This is a genomic window from Ruegeria alba (assembly GCF_022321465.1).
In the GTDB taxonomy this organism is placed as follows: Bacteria; Pseudomonadota; Alphaproteobacteria; order Rhodobacterales; family Rhodobacteraceae; genus Ruegeria_B; species Ruegeria_B alba.
Window position 1 is genome coordinate 50,384 of record NZ_JAKOEM010000021.1, and the last position, 22,190, is coordinate 72,573.

Sequence of the window (22,190 nt, forward strand, 5' to 3'; positions counted from 1 at the left end):
TCCGGTGACCTCCCCGCCGGACGGGAACATCCAATGACAGAAAGTAAAGAACATGAGCGCACATAACGAAAAGCTGGCCGAGGTCAACAAACGACTGATGGGTTTGTTCAAAGCCGATCAGAAAACCATGATGGCCTTCAAAGGGCTCGCAGATACCGCTGCTAGGGAAGGGAAGATTTCCACGGCGATGAAAGAGACCATTGCCGTTGCGATCGCAGCCGCACGCGGATGCGAGGATTGCATCCTCTACCATGTGAACGAAGCCAAATCCCATGGGGCCGACCGTGACACATTGGTCGAAGTCTTGGCTGTAGCAGTCGAAATGTCGGGCGGGCCGGGCACGGTCTACGCCGCCAAGGCCCTTGATGCCTATGATCACCTTTGACGACATCCAACATTTTCAGGAGGTTTCCATGGAAGTCGGATCGAGCATTCCTTCCACGCCGGTTCAGCAGTTCGAAGGCGGCGAAATCAAGCAAATCGACCTTTCAGAATTCTCGAAAGGCAAGACGGTTCTGGTGGTCGCGATGCCGGGCGCATTCACGCCCACCTGCGCAGATGACCATGTTCCGGGTTATCTGCAAAACGCTGACAAGTTCCTGTCAAAGGGCGTCGACGACATCGTTATTCTGGCGACAAGCGATTTCTTCGTCGTAAAAGCTTGGGCGGACAGCCTGAACCCACCGGCGAACGTACATTTCATGGCAGATGGAAGTCAGGTCTTTGCCAAGGCCGCGGACCAATTGCTTGATCTAACGGAACTTGGTCTTGGTATGCGCACCCAGCGGTACGCTGCTTTGGTACGGAACAGCAACATTGAGAGTATTGCCGTCGAGCCGGATGCAACCGCAGTCACGGTGTCCGGCGCAGAAGCCGTTTTGGGGGGTCTCTGACGAATCCGTCTCAAATGCGACGGGCTCGCATGACGGTCACGCGCCCCACGAAACTAGTCTTCTACGGTAAGGAGTCGCCTTATTTTGCGAAGCATGATAACGATATTTGCGCCTACGGGGATACATTCCCAGTAGGTTGTCATTCGACACTTTGGGAGGGGTGGCGAAATGAACCAGACAATCGTGTTTGAAAAGCACGTCCAGGAAATTGTTGATGCCGCGGAAGGCAGAGCAACCGAGCGCGACCCCGAGGTCGTGCAATCCTGGCTTCGCTGCCTTAACGACCACGAACTCGATCCGGAACACAGAGGCGAAGCACGGATCCTGCCGGAAACCACGTTGCGCCAGCACCGTCAGGAGGCCGAGGACCTACTGTCCATTGCGCGCTTCGGCATGGAGGATCTCTACCGGCGTGTGAATTCGATGGGCTACGTCCTGCTCTTGACCGATGCTAAGGGCGTCACAGTCGATTTCATCGGCGACGAAAAAGTTGATCGTGAACTTAAGCGGGCGGGGCTATATATCGGTTCGGAATGGTCGGAAGCGAATGCCGGCACCTGCGGCGTTGGGGCTTGCCTTGCCTCTGGCGAAGCGTTGACGATCCATCAAACGGATCATTTCGACATGGCACATACGCCGCTGAGTTGCACAGCGGCCCCGATCTATCATGTCGATGGCGCGCTGATCGGGGTACTAGATGTTTCTTTGCTGATGTCGCCTTCAGAAAAGTATAGTCAGGCGCTGACACTTGAAGTTGTGAAATCGTGTGTGCGCCGAATTGAGCTTGCGAACCTCATGAATTCCCGCAAGTCCGACTGGATCATGCGGTTGAATACGACCTCGGAGTTCCTGGGCGTCGACCCGAATTGCGCGGTGTCGGTTGCCTCGGACGGCACGATTTCCGGCCTGACGCACGGCGCTCACCGCCTTTTCGCCAAGACGCTCGGTCAGAATTGGAAAACGCGCCAGGGTTTCGTCGGGAAACCATTCGAGGATGTCTTCGACTTCGATTTCAACGATATTCCCCGTCTGCTGGGGGCAGAGACCCCGGGTGAGCAGGCGTTGGAAATGTCCGACGGTCAGATCATGTTCGCCGATGTGCGCGCGCCGGTGAAATCGGTCAGCGTCGCGTCGAAGCCGGCGATGCCCGATGCGCTGACCCGTATTCACGGCGGTGATGGCAAGATGCTTGCACTGGCCGGAAAAGCTGCCCGGATCGTGGACAAGCACATCAGTATCATTCTTGAGGGTGAAACCGGGGTCGGGAAAGAGTTCGTCGCCAAGGCGCTTCACAAGGCGCGCAAGAAGAAGGGGCCGTTCGTGGCCATCAATTGCGCGGCATTGCCTGAAGCATTGATTGAAAGCGAGCTTTTCGGCTACGCGCCCAATTCCTTTACCGGCGCCCATGCCAAAGGCAAGAAGGGCCTGATCGAACAGGCCAATGGCGGCACGCTCTTTCTCGATGAAATCGGTGATATGCCTCTGGCGCTGCAGGCGCGGTTGCTGCGCGTGCTGGCCGAAAAAGAGGTCATGGCGGTCGGCGCGACAAAACCGGTGCCGGTGGACGTGCGCGTCGTGTCGGCGTCGCACCGAAATCTCAAGGCTCTGGTCGATGCCGGACAGTTCCGCCAGGATCTCTTCTACCGCCTCAACGGCGTCGTCCTGCAAATCCCCGCCTTGCGCGAACGCCAGGACAAGTCATGGGTGATCGATCAGGTCGCTCGTGTCGTCTCGCCCGATGCACCGCTGCATTTCTCGAAGGAAGCCAGGCAGGCGCTGCTTGGCTACGACTGGCCCGGGAACATCCGCGAGTTGATAACCACGCTAGAAGTCTGCCTTGCACTCTACGATGGTGACACGGTCGAACTACCTGATTTGCCAGAGCAAATTCTCGGCTAGATCTGTCTGGACGAGCCATAGATCACTCCCGGTTAGGACTTGGCACACTTGTTGCTTATCTCTCCCTGACAACATTGGATGTCCAAATGGGAGGGAAAAATGTCATCTAAGACACCAAATGTGATTCAACCATCTCGCCGCGAGTTCCTGAAGAGCTCCACGGCAACGCTGGCTGCGGCAGGCGGCATGGGAATGCTGGGGAATTTCATGGCTGCCCCGGCCTTTGCCAATGGTTATGCCGCAGGCATGACCGGCGGCCCGACCGGTTTTGATGGCGCCGAACGCTTTCAGTACAACAGTACCATGTCGGAAGGGCGCGCCATTGAAGGCATCAAGGCGCTGCGCGAAGCCGGCAACGTGCCGCAGAAGATCACCATGCTTCTGACCGACGGGGCGATCGGACAGATCACCAAACCTTTCCCGGATGGGGCACCGTCAGCCAAGGAGGTCTGGGAGCGCGAGACCGGCATCGAGATCGACATCATCGGCGCGCCCGCCGAAGACATCTTCAAGAAGGTGATGCAGGATGTCACAACCGGCGGCGGGTCTTTCGACATCTACACCGGGCCGTGGAACTCGACCGGCGATCTGGTGTCGTCGGGCGGGGCGGTCAACTGTTCTGATTTCGTCACGCGGTATCAGCCCGATTGGGGTGATCGCGAACGCGGAACGACGACACCCGAAAACGAGAAGCTGCTCTATACCTACGCCGGCGATTACTATTCCGTCTCGCTCGACGGCGATTATCAGACCTGGTTCTACCTCAAGGGTCTTTACGAAGACCCGCGTGTGCAGGAGGCCTTCCTAAGCGAGACCGGGGCAGAGCTGAAAACACCTGACACGTGGGACGAGGTCGATCGCATCTCGAAATTCTTCACAGGCAAGGATTTCGGCAACGGCACGATGTATGGCAACGGCAACCTGATGAGCCCGTTCTGGGGTCTTGCGACCTTCTATGCCCGCTTCGCCTCGATGGATTTCCCGAACTTCCACTTCTTCGATGCGGAAGCCAATCCGCAGCTGAACACCGAGCTGGGGATCCAATGCGCCGAAGAACACGTGCGGTCCTTCGAGTGGTCGCCGCCGGACTCGCTGACCTTCACATGGGCCGAGGCCTACGCCACCATGTGGAACCTGCTGATCCCTCACACCGCGATCTACACCAACCTGGTGAAGTTCGGTGACGGGTTCAATGCCGACGGCACTCCGAAATCGAAGGCCACCGGCATGATCGGAAGCCACCTGCCTGTCGGGCGACGCTTCGGTGATAAGATCAACCGCCGCTCGGTGCTCTACTACAACATCACCGCGTGGATCTCGTCACAGTCGAGCCATCCCGAGGCCGCCTATCTCTTCCTGCAGTGGCTCAGCTCGACTCGTACCTACACCTGGATGGCCGGCAACCCGGGCGGATATTTCGACCCGTTCCAGCAGGCGAACTTCAGGGAACCGCTCGTGGCGTCGACCTACCACCCGTACTCGATGGAGACGATCCCGGCGACGATTGCGCGGTCGGTTCCGTCGATCAACTTCGCCGGGCAGACCGCGCTGGACAACGCCCTGGATGAGGAGATCCAGGCCGCGATCACCGGTCAGAAAACGGCACGCGAGGCAATGGACGCCGCCCAAGGCAAATGGGAGCGGATCATCAAACGTCAGCGTCGCAACGGCATCGTGGATGCCATCAAGGCGAGCCGCGAAACCTGGCCTACCATCGTCGACGACGCATAGTCCTGCGTCGGAAGTCTTCGGGGCCCGGAAACATGCCCGGGCCCCGAACATCAAAACACTTGAAATGATAGGGGGTGGGCCCGTGAAAACCTCGGCAAGCGCCATGGCGCTGAAATACTTCTTTGTTTTGCTCGCAAGCGCAGTCGTGCTCTATCCACTGCTTTGGATGGTCACGATGGCCTTCAAACCCTACCCGGAATGGACAACGGTTTCTGGCCTGACGTGGTTCCCCCAAAACCCGACCTGGCAGAATTTTGAGTTTATCTTCTACGGTCATGCCGAGGGTTTGGTCGTCAGTCTCGACCGAACGATCTCAGGCCCGTTGATCGCAAGCCTCGTGACCTCGATCTGTGGCACGCTTATCGCGGTCGTGTGCGGCACGCTGTCTTCATACGCAGTCGTACGGTTCGGCCTGGCGCAATCCCTGCCGTTGTCGGTATTGCAATTGCGACTTTTCCCGCCCCTGGCGGTCATGATCCCTGTCATGGTGATGTGGGCCTTTATCGGCGCTGTGGATACCTGGTGGGGCCTGAGCCTGATCTACGGGATCGTCACCCTGCCTTTCGCCTTCTGGCTTATGAAGACCTTCTTCGAGGAAGTGCCAGTCGAGATCGAAGACGCGGCGCGCGTGGCGGGCTGTTCGTACTGGCGGGTCTTCTATCGGATCACGCTACCGATTGTGAAACCGGGTCTGGCGACCTGCGCATTGTTTGTCTTCATCCTCAACTGGTCGGACTACCTGCTGGCGCTGCTTTTGACCCAGAAGGAATGGGTCACCTTGCCAGTCTACATGGCAACTCTGACCTCAGCGATGGGCGGTCAGATGTACGGCATGAAAGCCGCCCTCGGCGTGATCGCTGCCATTCCTCCTGTCGTCTTCGGCCTGATGATTCAGAAGCACCTAGTGCGTGGCCTAACCTTCGGAGCACTGAAACAATGACCGATCAAACCCTCACTGACACCACGGGAAATGCCGACACCATGGGCTACTGGCAAAAGGTCGCCCGCGACGGGCCGCGCATGGGCTTCTGGTTCGTTTTGCCGACCTTGCTGCTGTTGCTGTTCATCGTGGTCTTTCCGCTCCTGATGCAGCTTTACCTGTCCTTCACCTGGTGGACTCCGTTGGAAGGCATCCCCTGGTATCAGGCATGGGAAGTCTTCAACTGGGGCGAAAACTACTGGTTCATGATAACCGATCCCCGTTTCTGGGGGGCGCTCTGGCGCACGGTTCTCATCATGATCGTAGCGGTGCCCGCGCAATTCTTCCTAGGCATGGCGCTTGCCTATCTCTTCATCGACAAGTTTCCGGGGCGCAAGATCTTTTACTCGATCATGCTGACCCCGATGATGATCGTGCCCGCCGTCGTCGGCCTGATGTTCTTCCTGCTGTTCCAGGGCACTGGGCCAGTCAATGACCATCTTGGCCTGCCGGCAGAGTTTTCGTGGCTCACGGATGTGAACCGCGCGATGATTTCGGTCATCATTGCCGATATCTGGCAGTGGACGCCTTTGATGTTCCTGATCCTATTGGCAGGGATGTTGGGCGTGCCCTCGGATCAGCTCTTGGCGGCAAAGCTTCTTGGCGGGTCGAACTGGCAGAACTTCGTCAAGATCATCCTGCCGCGCATGAAGACTGTCATCATTATCGCGCTCGTGCTGCGCGCAGTCGAATGTTTCAAGATCTTCGATCTTGTTTTCATCATGACCAAGGGCGGACCGGGTGTGCAGACGGAAACCATCTCGGTCTTTCTCTACAAACAGACCTTCGGTGATCTGGAGTGGGCCTATGTGGCCACCATCGGCCTGTCGATCCTGATCGCGCTCAGCATTCTTGCGGTCAAGGGCCTGTCCTACATGGCCAAGAAATAAGGGGGGCAGGGAATGTCATCTATCCAGATTCAGAACGTTACCAAACGCTTTGGCGATTTCACCGCCGTCGACAACATCTCCATTGACATCGAGGAGGGTGAATTTGTTGCCCTGCTGGGCCCATCGGGCTGTGGCAAAACCACGACGATGAACATGATAGCCGGATTGGAAGACGCCACCGAAGGCGCGATCCTGTTCGACAACCAGGACCTGGGCCACGTGCGGATGCAAGACCGCAATATCGGTTTCGTGTTCCAGAACTACGCGATCTTCACGCATCTGAGCGTCTACAAGAATCTGTCCTATGGGCTTGAGGTGAAAAAGGTCGGAAAATCCGAAATCGAGCGCCGGGTGAAAGCTATGGCCGACCGGATGAGCATTTCGCACAGGCTGGACCAACCGGCCTCGAGCTTGTCGGTGAACGAAATGCAGAAACTGGCCATCGGCCGCTCTGCCATAGTCGAGCCGCGAATTTTCCTGCTGGACGAACCGCTCTCGAACCTCGATGCGGGATTCCGCGCCTATATGCGGGCCGAGTTGAAGGTGCTGCAGCACGAATTCGGCCAGACAATGATTTACGTCACCCATGACCAGATCGAAGCGATGAGCCTGGCCGACAAGATAGCGATCATCGATCAGGGAAAACTGATGCAATACGGCGCACCTCTCGACATCTACAACGACCCTCAGAATCGGTTTGTCGCAAACTTCGTCGGCAGTCCACGCATGAACCTTGTTGATGGCGAATTGCGCGAGGAACAGGGCGCCCTTCGACTGATGCTGCACGGCGGCGCAGAGATCCGGTTGGACGGGCAGGTGAAAACCGCTTTCACCAGCGATGCGAAAGTGCACAGCGGGTCTTTCGGAATTCGTCCGCAGGACATCTATTTCGGTGAGAAGCGCGCTGACAACGACATTCGGATGCAGGGCAAGGTCGAGGTACTGGAGCGGGTCGGGCCGAAACGGCTGGCCTATCTGCAAGTTCAGGAAACCATGTTCCTCGCGTTCGATGATCAGGCGCAGCTGCGGGTCGGGGACGACGTTCCCTTCTATCTGCCGTCAGGGGCAAGCATGGCATTTGACCTGGAGTCGGGCCGCAGGCTGGGAGGACAGTAAGATGACAGCGATTGAGATTTCGAACGCGGTAAAAAGATACCCTGATTTTACACTCGGCCCGATCAGCATGAGCGTGGCGCAGGGGGAGTTTTTTGGCATCTTCGGCCCGCCATCCACCGGGAAAACGTCGATCCTGAAACTAATCCTCGGGCTCTTGCAGCCCGAGGAGGGGACAGTGACGCTCTCGGGGAAGGACGGTGCGGCTCTGGATGTTGCTGAACGCGATATCTCCATGGTCTTTCAGAACCTGGCGCTGTTTCCGCATATGACGGGACGGGAAAACATCATCTTTCCCCTCAAAGAACGCGGCGCGTCGGAGAAGGAGATCGAAGAAAGACTCGATTTCGTGTCCGAGGTTCTGCATGTCAGCCACATCCTGCACAAAAACCCTGCACAAATGTCGGGCGGGGAACGTCAGCGGATTGCCTTGGGCCGAGCCTTTGCAGCCGAAAGCCGGGCCATGCTGCTGGACGAACCGATTGCGGCGCTTGACGCGCGATTGCGCGAAGAGATGCGGGTGGAACTCAAACGGCTGCAGCGCGAGAACAACCAGACGTTTGTCTATGTCAGCCACGACGAAGAAGAGGTCATGGCAATCTCTGACCGCGTTGCAGTGATCATCGACGGCAAGATTGCCCAGATCGGGACGCCCGACGAGGTGTATAGCACCCCCAATTCAGTGGCCGTGGCCGGAGTTATTGGCTCACCTCCCATGAATTTCTTCAAGGGCACTTACTCGGCGTCCGGCGTTCATTTCAATACCTCGTCGTTGCCGACAGTTCCCATAACCGGCGCAACGCGCAAAGGCGGCGATGGCACTTTGGGTGTGCGCCCGGAAGATATCTGGCTCGGCGAAAGTGAGGGAAACCCGAGTATTGATGTGAATGTGAGTTCTGTCGAACCGCTGGGCAGCTATACGATTATCAACGCCTATCTGGGTGATCAGATTGTCAAGATACGCGCTCCCGGCCAAGTCACCCTTAAAGAGAATGCGGTGCAGCGGGTGAGCTTTGATCTGCGCCACCTGCATTTTTTTGATGACGTGGGCGAGAGGGTCTAGCAGCCAAAGACCTCTTGGCAATGTGATCCATCAAACCAAGGTCAGAACCAGAAAACGGAGAGTAACGTGACCGCGGCGGCGCAACGGATAAGGCACCCTGAAAAACAGAAAGTAGACGCGACAAGACCGTTGCCGAAACCCCGATGGCTGCGGGTGCGAGTGCCGAGTGGAGATGTGTTCGAGAGCACCAGCACCACGGTCAGGGGTCAGCGGCTGACCACCGTGTGCGAAGAAGCCGCCTGTCCGAACATCGGCGAGTGTTGGTCAAAATCGCACGCGACCTTCATGATCATGGGTGATACCTGCACCCGCGGTTGCGCATTTTGCAATGTTGCGACCGGACGGCCCGATGCATTGGATGTCTTCGAGCCTGCCCGGGTCGCGGACGCCGTGGCCAAAATGGGTCTGCGCCATGTCGTGGTCACCTCGGTGGATCGCGATGATCTGGAGGACGGCGGGGCAGAACATTTCGCACGGACATTGCGCGCGATCCGGCGCAAAACGCCGGACACGACGATTGAAATTCTAACACCCGATTTCCGGATGTCAGATGCGACCGCGCTTGAAACGGTGATGCGGGCCAAGCCGGATGTCTTCAATCACAACATCGAAACCGTGCCGCGCCTCTATCTCAGAGTCCGTCCAGGCGCGCGCTATTTCGGATCCCTCTACCTGCTGAAACGCGTCAAGAATCTCGACCCGGACGTCGCCACAAAATCGGGCCTGATGGTGGGGATGGGCGAAACGGACCAGGAAATCCTGCAGGTGATGGACGACCTGCGGGCCGCCGAGGTCGATTTCTTGACCATCGGCCAATACCTGCAGCCCACGCCACGGCACTATCCGGTCAAGCGATACGTGACCCCTGAGGAATTCGCCAGGCTGGAGCGAATTGCGAAATCAAAGGGGTTTGCCATGGTGTCGGCCAGCCCCCTCACCAGATCCAGTTATCACGCCGAAGAAGATTTCGACCACCTCAAGGTCAAGCGCAATAGGGCGAACGCCACTCATTCGCAATAGGAATATCCATGTCACGAGAACTGTTCCAACCGTCCCCAGGGCTTGCTGCCAAGGCGCATGCGGATGCCGCCACGTATCAGCAGATGTATGACCGATCGGTGAACGATCCCGAAGGGTTTTGGGGCGACCAGGCCGACCGGCTGGACTGGATCAAAGCGCCGACCCGGATCAAGAACACGTCCTTTGCCTATGACAACGTGTCGATCAAATGGTACGAGGATGGCGAGCTGAACGTTTCCGCCAACTGCATCGACCGTCACCTGGAAACCCGCGGCGATCAGACCGCGATCATCTGGGAACCCGATGATCCGGACGCTGAGGCGCAGCACATCACCTATCGCGACCTGCACGCCAATGTCTGCAAATTCGCCAATGTCCTGAAAGAGATGGGCGTCGGCAAGGGCGACCGCGTCGTGCTTTACATGCCGATGATCCCACAGGCCGCCTATGCGATGCTGGCCTGTGCGCGGGTCGGCGCGATCCATTCGGTGGTCTTCGCCGGCTTCTCTGCCGACGCACTAGCCGCCCGGATCGACGCCTGCGGCGCCGCCGTGGTCGTGACCGCAGACGAGGCCCCGCGCGGCGGTCGCAACACGCCGCTCAAGGTCAATGCGGACGTGGCCTTCGGTAAGTGCAAGTCCAGCCCGAAGATGCTGGTCGTCAGGCGCACCGGCGGCGATATCCCGATGGTGGACGGCCGCGATTTTTGGCTGCACGAGATGGAAGCCCGGGTCGCCGACGATTGCGTGCCCGAGGCGATGAACGCCGAGGACCCTCTGTTTATCCTCTACACCTCGGGCTCGACCGGCGCGCCCAAGGGCGTGGTGCATACGTCGGGCGGCTACCTGGTCTATGCCTCGATGACGCACCAGTATGTCTTCGACTATCACGACGGCGACATCTTCTGGTGCACGGCGGACGTGGGCTGGGTCACCGGCCACAGTTATATCGTCTATGGCCCGCTGGCCAATGGCGCCACCACGCTGATGTTCGAGGGTGTGCCCACCTATCCCGATGCTGGCCGCTTCTGGGCGGTGTGCGCAAAGCACAAGGTCAACCAGTTCTACACCGCCCCCACCGCGATCCGCGCGCTGATGGGTCAGGGCAAGGAATGGGTCGAGAAACACGACCTGTCGAGCCTGCGCATCCTCGGTACCGTGGGAGAACCGATCAACCCCGAAGCCTGGAACTGGTATAACGATGTCGTCGGCCACGGCCGCTGCCCAATCGTCGACACCTGGTGGCAGACCGAAACCGGCGGCCACCTGCTGACGCCCTTGCCCGGCGCCACCGCGACCAAGCCCGGTTCCGCCACCAAGCCGTTCTTCGGTGTGCAGCCGGTGATCCTCGACGCGCAGACCGCCGAAGAACAGACCGAAACTGCCGCCGAGGGCGTGCTCTGCCTGAAAGACAGCTGGCCCGGCCAGATGCGCACCTGCTGGGGCGATCACGACCGTTTCGTGCAGGCCTATTTCACCGACTACAAGGGCTATTACTTCTCGGGCGACGGCTGCCGCCGCGATGCCGACGGCTATTACTGGATCACCGGCCGGGTCGATGACGTGATCAACGTCTCGGGCCACCGCATGGGCACCGCCGAGGTCGAAAGCGCGCTGGTTGCCCACCCCAAGGTCAGCGAAAGCGCTGTCGTCGGTTATCCACATCCGGTGAAGGGCCAGGGCATCTATGCCTATGTCACGTTGATGGCGGGCGAAGACCCTACCGACGAGTTGCGGAAAGAGCTTGAGGTCTGGGTGCGCAAGGAGATCGGCCCCATCGCCAAACCGGATCTGATCCAATGGGCGCCGGGCCTGCCCAAGACCCGTTCGGGCAAGATCATGCGCCGCATCCTGCGCAAGATCGCCGAAAACGACTTCGACTCACTAGGCGACACCTCAACTCTCGCGGAACCGGCTGTCGTTGACGATCTCGTCGAAAACCGCATGAAAGAATAGGTAGTAAACGATGCCGAAAACGCAATTTGCTGTTCAGATGGGCATGGGCACCGATCTAAAAGGACAGGACTATAGCAAGGCTGCTGCCCGCGCCGTGCACGATGCCTTGCACCGCAATTTCCTTGTCGCGGGTGCGGCCTTTGACCTGCCACTGGACGCGATGATCGTCCATATCCGCGTGGGTGTCGCCAATCCGGATGCCGTTGATTTGGAGATCGTCAAAGCCGAGGTGCCAGCGGGCATAGTCTCAGCCGAAGCTGTAAATGGTGGCCTTGAGGTTGAGATGATGGGCCACAAAACCCTGATTGCGAACGCAATCGTCACCGTTTCCTATGATGTGGAGATACCGTCATGAAGCCGCTTATCTGTGAACTTGGAATGGGCGCCGATGTACATGGCCATGACTATACCAAAGCTGCGTTGCGAGGCATTTCCGACGCCATCCGGCACAGTTCGCTGACAATCTTCTACAGTTACAAGCACCCCTCGGAAATGCGTGTAGATGTGACCATTGGTGTGCCAGCACCGGACAAAGTGGACAAAGAGGCCGTGGCATCCGCACTTCCTTTCGGCGACGTCAACGTCAGGGTCGTCAAGGGCGGACTTGACGACAAAGGCATGGGCGGTGCCGAAGACATCACACTGGCAGCAGTTGCCGTTGAGGCTTGGCTGGACACCGAAGGGCATGGATTCAAATTGGCAAACGATTGAGCTGACATGCTACAGCGAGAAGCTTGCACGATTTCCGGATCCGCTCTGAACATGTCATAACAAAAACTTCACTATCGGATCTTGACACCTGTAGGGGGGTTTCCCCCCTCCAACGCCTGCCAAACGAACCTACCTGGATATCTCCCCTGCCAGCACCGCTCGTCCGTGCACCGCCAAGGTTGCTGAAAACCTCTGACACCCAAACTTGCGGATTACACCCAGTACTCGCGCTTCGTAGGCAGCGTGACCGATCAAACGACACAGGTCGGACGCGTGGAACTGGTGGTTCGCAGTCGGGGCGGCTTGCATCTGTCTCAGCAATTCGCGCTCTTTGGGGTCTGCTACCCGTTTCTGTGATGGTTTCACCTCGGGACGAGGCGGAGTTCCCGACGAATTCCGCCATCGACGCATGAAGCCAAGCAGGAAGCCAGCCGGCACCCTGCCGTTGCCTCGGGACCGGTTGAAGGCGAGGAAGCGATCCCAGATGACCTGGGTGTCGATGTTCCAGCAGGGCAACGTGGCCTTCGCTGCTTTGATGAGCTCTGCCCAACTGGTCTGAAAAACGTTCGAACTCGCGTTGATATCGATCAGCCCTGAGAAGATAGTTTTGTTATTATTATCTCTAGATCGTGACGTGTCGCCTTTTCGCGAAACCCAAGGGCATGTGGCCCGTGTGACTGTTGTGTTTGAGCGGCTCAGAGGAGATCTTTCATGACATCGAGAAAACGTCAAAGCGTGCTCCGCACGCGGGCGATCGTCGCGCTCGGCGCGATGGCCCTTATCGTGCTGGCGGGTCCAGCGCTTGCACAGAGCATCGACCTCTCGCCGGTACAGACCCTGCTTCAAGGAATTGTCGATGCGATTACCGGTCCCTTGGGGATCGTGATTGGCACGCTCGCACTGATCGGGGTGTTCCTTTCCTGGCTCTTTGGCATCCTCGCCTTTCGTCAGGCGCTCTGGGTCGTGGTTGCAATCGCGGGCATCGCCGCAGCACCCACCATCGTCGCCGCCATCTGGACCACCTGAGGTCCGTCCATGGCTGACCAGTCCCGCGTGTTCATCGGCCTAATCAGGCCACCCAAGCTGATGGGCTTGCCGATCATGTACGCCATGGTCTGGCTCTTCGGCTCGACGCTCCTGTTCCTCTGGGTGCAGAGCTGGGTGGTGGCTGTGTTCGCGGGCTGGCCTGGCCGGCGCTCTGGAAGGCCGCAGACTGGGATCCGAACTTCCTCGATGTCCTGGTGATCACCCTGCAGGAAGGCTCGCAAGCTGCCGGTGCCGTTCTTCACGGGCGCGCTGGCTACCCTGGGCGCCGATGTAGAAGGCGGGGGTATCGAGCGCTCCCAAGAGCAGCGCCGGCTCCCGGTCGTGGTCATGGAAGAACAGAAGGACGGCGGTGCGCGCGTCAGCCTCCGGGTTCTCGGTAAAGACCCTGTCCGGCAGGCGCCGACTCTCGCAGCCGGTCACACCGATGTTTAGGAGGGTCTCGTCATTGGGCGACAATAGGATTGTCGGATAATTCACCGAATGAGTCAGGGCGGCGAAACAGGCGGCCTCGGGGCCTTTGCCGTAGCCCATGATGGCGCGGGGCGACTTCGGCCGTTACCTGGGTACCGCTCTGCCGCATCGCAGCTTCATCGAAGCGGCAGTCGGCGCACTGTGCAGCATGATAGGCTGGGCGACCGACGGCACTTTGGACGAACCCGTTGTTCGCAGCATAGCAACGAAGATAATAGTCAGTTGGTGAAAGTTTCCATGCTGAATGACCTGAAACAGCAAAGACCTTCGGCTAGCGGCAGACGGCACTGTAAACGGGCCGACAGGACGGAAAGGTGTGGTTGGGCATAATCGCAGTGTTGGAAAAGCTCTGTTGGTCACCTTGAGCCCGCAGGCAGCGATCAGATCGTCGCCCGCGAACTGTGTTTTTCAAGCCCGGTCAAGTGCCGAACGCATCGGACCACCGGAGCGCACGCGATTTTGGAACTAGGCCCAACCGAGCTGTTTCAGCGCATGACCATCGTTCCAGACCTTCGTCATGTGCGTGATCTTCCCACCCGCGAATTCCATGGCATAGACGTAGTCAGTCGCAACAGCTGCACCTGTCGGATCGACTGGCCCGCCTGGGCCGGTTTGTGAGCCGTGGAAAACTGCGAAAGCCAGCACAATGCTTCGGTCTTCGTCTGCTGCGAACCCCTTCAATTCGTAGTGGCCGTCGGGGATCGGCGTTAGCATGCCCTTCATCCATTCGGCATATGCCTCCAGCGTGTGCGTATCCTCCAGCGCGCCGGCTTGGCAGGAAAAGCTAGCATCTGGGGTGCAGAACTGCGCGCACCCGTCCCACCCTTTGCCCGTTTCACAGGCTTCGAAGAATGCTTTTGCATCTGTGATCATGCTCATCTGTTGGTCTCCTTGGTAAACTGCGGGGCCTTTCCCCGCGTCGTCCACTAAAGGTACGCAGCGAGCTGGCGCCGCGATATCGTGCAGATGAACCAATTGATGCAGGAGGGATGTGGGGTATGCTGCTGCTACATTTGCAGGGGGTGGCATGACGGATCCGGCACAAACTGTTGAAACGCTTTCGAAAAGAGAAGCCGAGGTTGCTGCTGCTTACGCCGACGGAGCCAGCTACAAGGAAATAGCGCGAGAGTTGGGCATCTCGCCAACCACCGTCCGGTCGCATCTGCGCACCGTCTACAGCAAGCTCAACGTCACATCCAAGATCGCGCTGGTGCAGGCGCTTGTCGATCCCACGACCGTACCTACCGATGATCATGACAAGGCTGGCCTAGCCGCAGATCTGGCGCTTGAACTCGATGATGCGATAAGGCGCGAACGCACGCTGACACGTGTCCTGCGGATCATCAGTCAAAGCAGCGCGAATCTCAATGACGTGATCGACGAAGTGCTCGGACAGGCCCTCGAGATTTGTGAGGCCGAGTTTGGTATCCTATTGGAGCACCATGGGGATTTCGCGTTTACCGAAATGCGGTCCTGCAACATCAGCACGCCTTTCGCAGACTGGCTGGCGAGCCAAGGTTTATTCAATCCGGGGCCGGATACCGCGGTCGGCAGGGCCGCCAGATCGCTGAAGCCGGTTAGCATCGGCGATGTGGGTGCCGAGGACATCAGCCATGAAGAAAACCCGCTGCGCTTTGCGACGGTGAAGTTCGGCCAAGCGCGCTCACTGGCAGCGATCCCGATGACCTCCGGGGGACGTTTGATCGGCGTCTTCAGCGTCTACCGGACCCGTGTGCATCCGTTCAACGACCGCGCGCTCGAACTGGCGCAGGCTTTCGCCGATCAGGCGGCCATAGCGATCGAGAATGCCCGTCAGATCGGCGCGATGGAGGCGCGCCTGTCTCAGGCTGCTGCAACCCGCGAGGTTTTGGATGCAATCAGCATGTCGCGGGATGACGAAGGGCCTGTGTTCGACGCGATCCTCCGCAACGCCGCCAGACTGTGCAACGCGCCCATGGCGCGGCTGGAACTTGCTGACAGCGCACGCGAGACATATCGTTGCGTCGCAGCTTGGGGCGATGAGATGCGGTCATTCCGCGTGGGTGAGGTCATGCCGCTGGACCAGCCAAACGATCTGCCGACCTCAATTCGCGAGGGTGTTCTCCGCCACATTCACGATCTGTCAAAAACCGAACTCTATCTCGGTGGTAATCCAACCCGAAAAAGGATGGTCGAGGAAGAAGGATACCGGACCTATCTCTGCGTGCCGTTGATCGCAGCGGGCGTGAGTATCGGTGCAATTGTTCTCAGCCGCCGTGAAGTGGCTCCGTTCTCGGATGAAAGCATTGCCTTGGTGGAAAACTTTGCCAAACAGGCGGTGATCGCGATCGAGAACGTACGCCGGTTTCGCGAATTGCAGAATCGTCTCGATCGTTCCGCCGCCACGCGTGAAGTCCTGGAGGCGATCAGCAACGCAAGCGACGACGAACAGCCTGTGTTCGACGCCATTCTTGGCAACGCCCGCAAGCTCTGCGAAGCGCCTTTTGCCGCCCTCGTCCTTGGACGCCGGACCGACAGCCATCAAACCATGATCGCACATCACGGCGCCGTACAAAGCACGGAGGATATCTACAGTGCTCGCCGCGTGCCGATGGACCCGGAACGCTCCTTCGCCGCACGTGCCATCCTTGAGAAGCGGCCCATTCATCTGCCGAACATGATGGACACCGACGAGTACCGGGCGGGTATCCCGAATGTGGTGGAACTGTGCGATCTTCAGGGCATCCGCACTAACCTCTTTGTTCCGCTAATCAAAGACGGTGAGGGGATCGGCTGTTTCATCATCTTTCGTCACGAAGTCCGTCCTTACAACGACGAACAGATTGCGCTTGTCGAAACCTTCGCCACCCAAGCCGTGATTGCTCTGGAAAACATTCGACAGTTCCGGGAGCTGCGGACGCGGCTGGAGCGGGAGGCGGCAACAAAGGAAATCTTGCAGGTCATCAATCAACACCGCGATGATGAGATGCCGGTCTTCGACGTCATTCTAAATAATGCCATACATCTGTGCGGTGCGAGTGCAGGCGCTTTGGCCCTCGGCAAGAAGGGCGATCCGCATCAGCGCATGGCGGTCTCGCGCGGTGTCAGCGATGCGACGTTGGATGTGTATGCGCGCGGGGAGGTTTCGATGAACCCCGACATTTCGCTTTCAGCGAAAGCCATTCTGACGGGCAAAGTGGTCCATGTCGCGGACATGGCCGATACGGACGGATATCGAAGCGGCGTCTCACACTTCACGTCGGTCGTGGATGATACCGGCATTCGCACAAACCTGTTCGTGCCGCTGATAACGTCGGAAGGCGGTGAAGGCGTTCTCATCCTGTTTCGGACGGAGGTTCATCCCTACACACCCGATGAGATTGCCCTGGTCGAGACATTTGCTTCTCAGGCTGCTATTGCGCTGGAAAATGTCCGCCAGTTCCGCAACCTGCAGAAACGTCTGGACCGCGAAGCCGCTACAAGTCGCGTCCTCGGTGCCATCAGTGCCTCCCGCGAAGACGATATTCCGGTCTTTCACACCATTCTGGAAAACGCCTGCCGCGTCTGCGATGCGCAGTCGGGTTTCATTACAGTGCTCGATGAGAGCGGGCAGTACCTGACTGGCCCGGCACAGTACGGGGTCGGCGCCCCTTTTCAATCCATGTTCGAAGACTGGACTGCAGACCTCGCCACATCGCCCCTAGGTGCCGCCCAATGCATCCGGGAGCGCCGCGTGATCGCGATCGACGATATCGTGGAGACCGATCTTTATCGCGAGGGCAATGTCGAGCGCGTCAATCAGGTCGACCTTGAAGGCATGCGGACCATCCTGTGCGTCCCCCTGCTGACCTCGGACGCAGGGTTTGGCTCGATGATCCTTTACCGTAAACGGGTTCAGCCCTTTTCGAGTGACGATATAGCTATGGTTGAAGCCTTCGCGGCGCAGGCCGTCATAGCCATCGAGAATGCTCGTCAGTTCCGCGCGCTACAGGCGCGAACCTTAGAGGTTCAAGCCCTGAACGCTTCCTTGGAGGCCAAAGTCAGCGATCAGGTCACCGAGATTGAGCGAATGGGACGGCTGAAGCGGTTCTTGCCGTCAGCTGTGGCGGACACAATCGTCTCGTCCGGTTCCGAGCGAATGCTGCAAAGCCACCGCGCGCTGCTTGGCGTTCTATTTTGTGACATCCGGGGCTTTACCGCGTTCTGCGAGACGGCTGAGCCGGAAGAAACAATCGACGTGCTGCAAACCTATCATGAGGAAATGGGCAAACTGATAAATTTGCATGGTGCCGGCGTCGATCTTCGGATGGGCGATGGGGTCATGGTGCTATTCAATGATCCGATCCCATGTGAAGATCCCGCTGGCGACGCCGTTCGCCTCGCGATCGCCATGCGCGAAAGGATGGCCGACCTGTGCAGGATGTGGAAGCGCATGGGCTACAGGCTCGGCTTCGGAGTTGGCGTATCTTTAGGCTATGCAACGGTTGGCATGGTCGGCACCGAAGGCCGCTTTGACTACACGGCCTCTGGCACCGCAATTAACCTTGCGTCGCGGCTTTGCGATGAAGCCGGTGACGGGGAAATCCTTCTCAGTCCAAAGGCGAGCATCGCTGTCGAAGACGATTATCCTGTCGAGTCCCGAGGAGAGATCACTCTGAAGGGCCTCCGCGAACCGCTGGAGGTCTTCAAATTGGCCGAACCCGGCGTGTCTTAGCAAGCAATCGGCGTCTAGAAATAGCTTCACAATATTTTTTTTGAGCCGGCAGTGGCCATTTGCCGGGTTGCAGCAATGGTCGGTCGAGAAAAGGCCGCAGTGGGCTCGCTGCCGCCATATGACGGTTTCGGTTGGTTGTTCTTTGTATGAACGGCCGCTTGCGAACCTGCCTGATGCACTTGTTTGCGCCGGCAGCAATTCGAGGTTTGTTGTGGCGGGTCCCAGGCTACTCGGACACTATGCGCAGACAACAGCCGTTTGACCGGAAGGTCGACCGGCCGCAAAGTCCGCAAATTGCCAGTGCATGCCCGGTGCAGCGAAAGGTCGCTCATACTATACCTGTCGTACGTGGATCACACGGCGAAGGTTTCTGAAGAGCGCGCTATGTCGAATACTGCAGACAAAACGAATGGCCGTGTTCTTGCATCAGCCCATCTCGAAACTAACGGAATTGAGTGGGCCACTTCAAACTACAAGCTTAAGATCGACCTCAATTCCGAAGTCGGCACTTCGCTTGCCAACTTGTTCAGAACCACCCTGCCTGCGTCCAGCCCCAAGAACCAATTCGAAACTCCGGTTAGAAAGCTCAGGTTCTGTTCACACAACAGAATTCCGGCACCTGCCAATGCCCGCTCCTTCAGGCACTCGGCCATGTGGTCGATGTTTTCAGGCTGGACGCCCTCAGAAGGTTCATCGAGAATAATCACCTGCGTGTCCTCGATCATGGTTCGGACAAAGGCCAGGATTTTTCGTTCCCCACCCGACATGGTTCCTGCTGGTTGGTCCAGCCGCTCGGCTAATCGGGGGAACCGGTCGAAATACGTTTCAGTTTCCTCCCGGGCATTCCCGAGCGTCAGGTTCTCCCTGACCGTCAGATCATCAAACACCATGGATGTTTGTGGCATGTAGCCTATACCCTGGCCCCGCCGGGCATGTGCGGGGAGGTCGCCAACTGAACGACCATTCAACCGGATGTCACCGTGAACTGGGTGAAGTCCACCCTGCACCAGGCGGGCAAGGGTGGTTTTGCCGACACCGTTCCGACCGAAAACACCAAGAACGCTTCCAGCCTCGATATGGGCGGACACATCGAACAGGACCTTGGTGTCGCGATAGCCTCCGGTCAGGGTATCGATTTCCAAGAGTGCGGTCATTTCGTTCCTCCGGCATAGACGACCTGAACGTCCGGGTTACTCCGCACCTTGTCGAACGTGTCAAAGGCCAGGACCTGGCCCAGATGCAGGACAAGAACCTTGTCCGAGATCGCCTCGACGATGCTCATGTCATGTTCGATGACGATTACGAGCCCACCCGTATCGGCCTGGTAGTCGCGCACCAGGTCTGTCATCAGGCCCGTTTCATCGGGGGACAGTCCTGCACATGGCTCATCCAGCAACAGAACCGGCGGTTCGGCAGCGATGGTCATTGCGTATTCCAGGAACTGGCGGTGCCCTTGGGGAAGGTGTTCGACGGGTTGGACCAGTTCTTCCTGAAGCGGAACCGAGGGATGCTCCAGAAGGTCTGCCAGTGGTTTTGACCGCCACTGAAATGTCGTTGGGCGGAACAGGTCGATCAGTCCTGCACGGTTCGCCATCATGGCAATCGACAGGTTCTCGGACACACTCATGGAGAAGAACACCGATGGCACTTGCAGTTTGCGACCGATGCCGACGCCAAGGGCCATGTGTGGTGGCCTGCTATCGATGCGGGTGTCGCCAAGCGAAATACTCCCGCTGGTCAGACGAAGATTGCCGGTGATGGTGTTTAGGGCGCTGGTCTTTCCTGCCCCGTTCGGCCCGATCACGCTGACGATGCCGGTTGCTGGGGTTTCGAAGGAAACACCGTTCAGGATGCGGACAACACCGATGCTGAGCTTAACATCGTCGAACTGGAGGCGAGATTTGGCAACGCCGTTCCTGGGCTTTGGAGCTACTATTGCCGGTTTTGGTACCGTTGTCCCAACTGGTCTGAAGCGTCGGTAGGCGGATTCCAGCAATTCCGCGATGCCGCCAGGGGCCTTCAAAACGACGAGAATGAAGGCCACGGCCATCAGGAGTTCCCAATAGGGGAAGCTGTCGCGCAACTCGGCAGAGGCCCAGCCGACGATCACGGCCCCGATCAGCGGGCCGAGAACGTGGAAGCGGCCTCCGACGGCAGCGAGGATCACCATCTCGGCGGACAGGGCAAATCCGGTTGATGTCGGGGTCACAATGCCCTGATGCGAGGCAAAGAGCCCCCCGGCCAATGCCGCGATAACGGCAGAGAACGCGAATACCGCCCCCTTGACGGCATGGGTCGGGAAGCCGAGCAATTGCAGGCGGGGTTCGTTATTCGCGACTGCCCTGGCGATCAAGTTCACCGGAAGCCGGTTCAGGATGAACAGGAGCAAGCTCACCGCCACAGTTGCAGTCACAATGACGTAGTAGAACCCGCCAAACGGGTCGAGGTTGCCGAGGCTCTGGAACCCGCTCATCCCGTTGAAGCCACCGGTCAGGTTGGTTGCCGTTCCGGCGATCTGTTCGGCAATCATCACCAAAGCCAGTGTGATCAGTGAGAAATAGGGTCCGCTTTCGTTGCGGCCCCTGAAGATCAGCGCGGCCAGTGCGAAGGCAAAAACTGCCATGATAACCAAAACACCAGCGGCAAGGGCAAGGTCCAGAACCAGACCGCCTTCGGCCCGTAGGGTGATGGCGGTAATATAGGCCGCGACGCCGAAGAACAGGGCCTGACCAAGCGGCAGCACCCCGGTCTTGCCCCAGAGAAAGCCGATCCCCTGGGCCGCGATGCCGTAGATCAGGTAAAGCCCGATCTGGTAGGCTGTGAAGTCCCCGAAAAGCTCCGGGATCAACAGCAGGACCGCCAGAAGCAGACTAACGGGAAGAAGAACGGATGCCATCAGGTTTCAACCAGAGAAAGAGGATTGAGAGGGTCAGCACGGCCAGATAGCCATAGGTCTGGCTGACGACAGCCCCGAGGAAGGACTGAGTGCCCGCGATGATTCCGGCACCGATACCAAGCCCTTCAAGGCTGCCGAGGCCACCAACAACAAGGGCAAAGAACGACCGGATCAGGTAGTCGAGGCCCATCATCGGTTCGATGCGGATGGTCGGGGCAAGGATCAGTCCGGCCAGACCCGCAGTGCAGCAGCCGAAGATGAAGGCTCCGGCGGACAGACGGGCCGTGTTGATACCGATGGCCTCGGCCAAGTCCGGATTGCCGACCATCGCCTTGATCCGGGTGGCGACCTTGGATCGGGCATTCCACCAGTAGAGGGCAGCAAATCCGATGATGATGCCGATGATGACGGCGATGCGATAGGCGGGATAGTCGGAACCAAGAACGCTGAGAGTGCCGCTGATGGGTGGGCTGACGGACTGATAGCCGCGTCCGAAGATCAGTTCCACGGCCTCACGCAGCAGAATGGCAATGCCCCAGGTCGCCAGAAGGCTGTCAAACATCCGGCCATAGAGGTGGCGGATGACTACCCGCTCCAAGATGAAGGCGACGAACGCCACGGTCAGCAGGCAGACGGGGAGTTGTAGCCAGCCGGGCAGACCCAGCGACGATGTGATGACCGGAGCATAGGCCCCGATCATCACGAATTCCCCATGCGCCATGTTCATGATCCTGAGCTTGCCAAAGACAATGGCCAAGCCCAGGGCGACCAAAGCCAAGGTGCTGATCTGCCAGGTCAAATTGAGGATGAGAACAGACGTCATGGGTGG

The 22,190-nt window shown here is 58.5% G+C and carries 20 protein-coding genes and 1 pseudogene; 15 read left to right on the top strand and 6 right to left on the bottom strand.

All coding sequences use genetic code 11. The annotated features are described in order from the left end of the window. Nucleotides 1-52: 52 nt before the first annotated feature. From MB818_RS18165 to MB818_RS18220, 12 genes are all read left to right on the top strand, one after another. Nucleotides 53-385, top strand: coding sequence for a carboxymuconolactone decarboxylase family protein (locus tag MB818_RS18165; RefSeq protein WP_238905958.1), 333 nt, complete (start codon nucleotides 53-55; stop codon nucleotides 383-385). A gap of 28 nt (nucleotides 386-413) precedes the next feature. Next, nucleotides 414-893: a peroxiredoxin family protein gene (locus MB818_RS18170; RefSeq protein ID WP_238905960.1), complete on the top strand. Its 480-nt coding sequence runs from the start codon at nucleotides 414-416 to the stop codon at nucleotides 891-893. A gap of 168 nt (nucleotides 894-1,061) precedes the next feature. Beyond that, entirely contained in the window at nucleotides 1,062-2,792 is a 1,731-nt protein-coding gene (locus tag MB818_RS18175) for a sigma-54-dependent Fis family transcriptional regulator (protein ID WP_238905962.1), read from the top strand. A 78-nt stretch (nucleotides 2,793-2,870) separates the two neighbouring features. After that, a complete protein-coding gene (locus tag MB818_RS18180; RefSeq protein ID WP_238905964.1) occupies nucleotides 2,871-4,523 on the top strand; it encodes an ABC transporter substrate-binding protein in 1,653 nt (550 codons plus the stop codon). A gap of 82 nt (nucleotides 4,524-4,605) precedes the next feature. Further along, nucleotides 4,606-5,463 (top strand): carbohydrate ABC transporter permease, encoded by an 858-nt coding sequence (locus MB818_RS18185; protein WP_234168270.1) that lies wholly within the window; start codon nucleotides 4,606-4,608, stop codon nucleotides 5,461-5,463. Then, nucleotides 5,460-6,392 carry a carbohydrate ABC transporter permease gene (locus MB818_RS18190; RefSeq protein ID WP_234168269.1) on the top strand — a complete coding sequence of 311 codons (933 nt, stop codon included), beginning with the start codon at nucleotides 5,460-5,462 and terminating at the stop codon, nucleotides 6,390-6,392. The genes MB818_RS18185 and MB818_RS18190 overlap by 4 nt, the downstream gene beginning before the upstream one ends. 12 nt (nucleotides 6,393-6,404) lie before the next feature. Then, nucleotides 6,405-7,508, top strand: a complete 1,104-nt coding sequence (locus MB818_RS18195) for an ABC transporter ATP-binding protein (RefSeq protein ID WP_234168267.1) — start codon at nucleotides 6,405-6,407, stop codon at nucleotides 7,506-7,508. A 1-nt stretch (nucleotide 7,509) separates the two neighbouring features. Next, nucleotides 7,510-8,568 (top strand): ABC transporter ATP-binding protein, encoded by a 1,059-nt coding sequence (locus tag MB818_RS18200; RefSeq protein WP_234168266.1) that lies wholly within the window; start codon nucleotides 7,510-7,512, stop codon nucleotides 8,566-8,568. A gap of 66 nt (nucleotides 8,569-8,634) precedes the next feature. Further along, nucleotides 8,635-9,588, top strand: a complete 954-nt coding sequence (gene lipA / locus MB818_RS18205; RefSeq protein ID WP_238905966.1) for a lipoyl synthase — start codon at nucleotides 8,635-8,637, stop codon at nucleotides 9,586-9,588. 8 nt (nucleotides 9,589-9,596) lie between these two features. Further along, a complete protein-coding gene (acs, locus tag MB818_RS18210; protein ID WP_238905967.1) occupies nucleotides 9,597-11,543 on the top strand; it encodes an acetate--CoA ligase in 1,947 nt (648 codons plus the stop codon). Between the two features lie 10 nt (nucleotides 11,544-11,553). Further along, nucleotides 11,554-11,898 carry a Lin0512 family protein gene (locus tag MB818_RS18215; protein WP_234168263.1) on the top strand — a complete coding sequence of 115 codons (345 nt, stop codon included), beginning with the start codon at nucleotides 11,554-11,556 and terminating at the stop codon, nucleotides 11,896-11,898. Next, complete coding sequence (locus tag MB818_RS18220; protein ID WP_234168261.1) at nucleotides 11,895-12,254, top strand: Lin0512 family protein; 360 nt, start codon at nucleotides 11,895-11,897, stop codon at nucleotides 12,252-12,254. Before MB818_RS18215 ends, MB818_RS18220 begins: the two co-directional genes overlap by 4 nt. A gap of 129 nt (nucleotides 12,255-12,383) precedes the next feature. Here the strand turns inward: MB818_RS18220 and MB818_RS18225 are convergent. Continuing rightward, nucleotides 12,384-12,908: pseudogene (locus tag MB818_RS18225) on the bottom strand (hypothetical protein); the annotation flags it as partial. 57 nt (nucleotides 12,909-12,965) lie between these two features. Between MB818_RS18225 and MB818_RS18230 the strand changes: the two are divergent. Together MB818_RS18230 and MB818_RS18235 are read left to right on the top strand one after the other, a co-directional pair. After that, nucleotides 12,966-13,280, top strand: a complete 315-nt coding sequence (locus MB818_RS18230) for a TrbC/VirB2 family protein (protein ID WP_234163272.1) — start codon at nucleotides 12,966-12,968, stop codon at nucleotides 13,278-13,280. A 9-nt stretch (nucleotides 13,281-13,289) separates the two neighbouring features. Then, nucleotides 13,290-13,499 carry a VirB3 family type IV secretion system protein gene (locus tag MB818_RS18235; protein WP_234163273.1) on the top strand — a complete coding sequence of 70 codons (210 nt, stop codon included), beginning with the start codon at nucleotides 13,290-13,292 and terminating at the stop codon, nucleotides 13,497-13,499. On the opposite strand, the gene MB818_RS18240 is transcribed toward MB818_RS18235, so the two are convergent. Both MB818_RS18240 and MB818_RS18245 read right to left on the bottom strand, forming a co-directional pair. After that, entirely contained in the window at nucleotides 13,500-13,832 is a 333-nt protein-coding gene (locus MB818_RS18240; protein WP_238905968.1) for an XdhC family protein, read from the bottom strand. 405 nt (nucleotides 13,833-14,237) lie between these two features. Further along, on the bottom strand, nucleotides 14,238-14,651 hold the full coding sequence (locus MB818_RS18245) for an ester cyclase (protein ID WP_234217445.1): 414 nt from the start codon (nucleotides 14,649-14,651) through the stop codon (nucleotides 14,238-14,240). 148 nt (nucleotides 14,652-14,799) lie between these two features. Between MB818_RS18245 and MB818_RS18250 the strand changes: the two genes are divergently transcribed. Next, the gene (locus MB818_RS18250) at nucleotides 14,800-18,465 is read left to right on the top strand and encodes a GAF domain-containing protein (protein WP_238905969.1); all 3,666 of its coding nucleotides are present in this window, start codon (nucleotides 14,800-14,802) and stop codon (nucleotides 18,463-18,465) included. Between the two features lie 470 nt (nucleotides 18,466-18,935). Here the strand turns inward: MB818_RS18250 and MB818_RS18255 are convergent, their stop codons facing one another. From MB818_RS18255 to MB818_RS18265, 3 genes are read right to left on the bottom strand one after another with little or no spacing between them, the layout of a single operon-like run. Beyond that, a complete protein-coding gene (locus MB818_RS18255) occupies nucleotides 18,936-19,619 on the bottom strand; it encodes an ABC transporter ATP-binding protein (RefSeq protein WP_234140650.1) in 684 nt (227 codons plus the stop codon). Beyond that, nucleotides 19,616-21,361 carry a branched-chain amino acid ABC transporter ATP-binding protein/permease gene (locus tag MB818_RS18260; RefSeq protein WP_238905970.1) on the bottom strand — a complete coding sequence of 582 codons (1,746 nt, stop codon included), beginning with the start codon at nucleotides 21,359-21,361 and terminating at the stop codon, nucleotides 19,616-19,618. The genes MB818_RS18255 and MB818_RS18260 overlap by 4 nt, the downstream gene beginning before the upstream one ends. Further along, nucleotides 21,336-22,184 carry a branched-chain amino acid ABC transporter permease gene (locus MB818_RS18265; RefSeq protein WP_234140652.1) on the bottom strand — a complete coding sequence of 283 codons (849 nt, stop codon included), beginning with the start codon at nucleotides 22,182-22,184 and terminating at the stop codon, nucleotides 21,336-21,338. Before MB818_RS18265 ends, MB818_RS18260 begins: the two co-directional genes overlap by 26 nt. Between the last annotated feature and the right edge of the window lie 6 nt (nucleotides 22,185-22,190).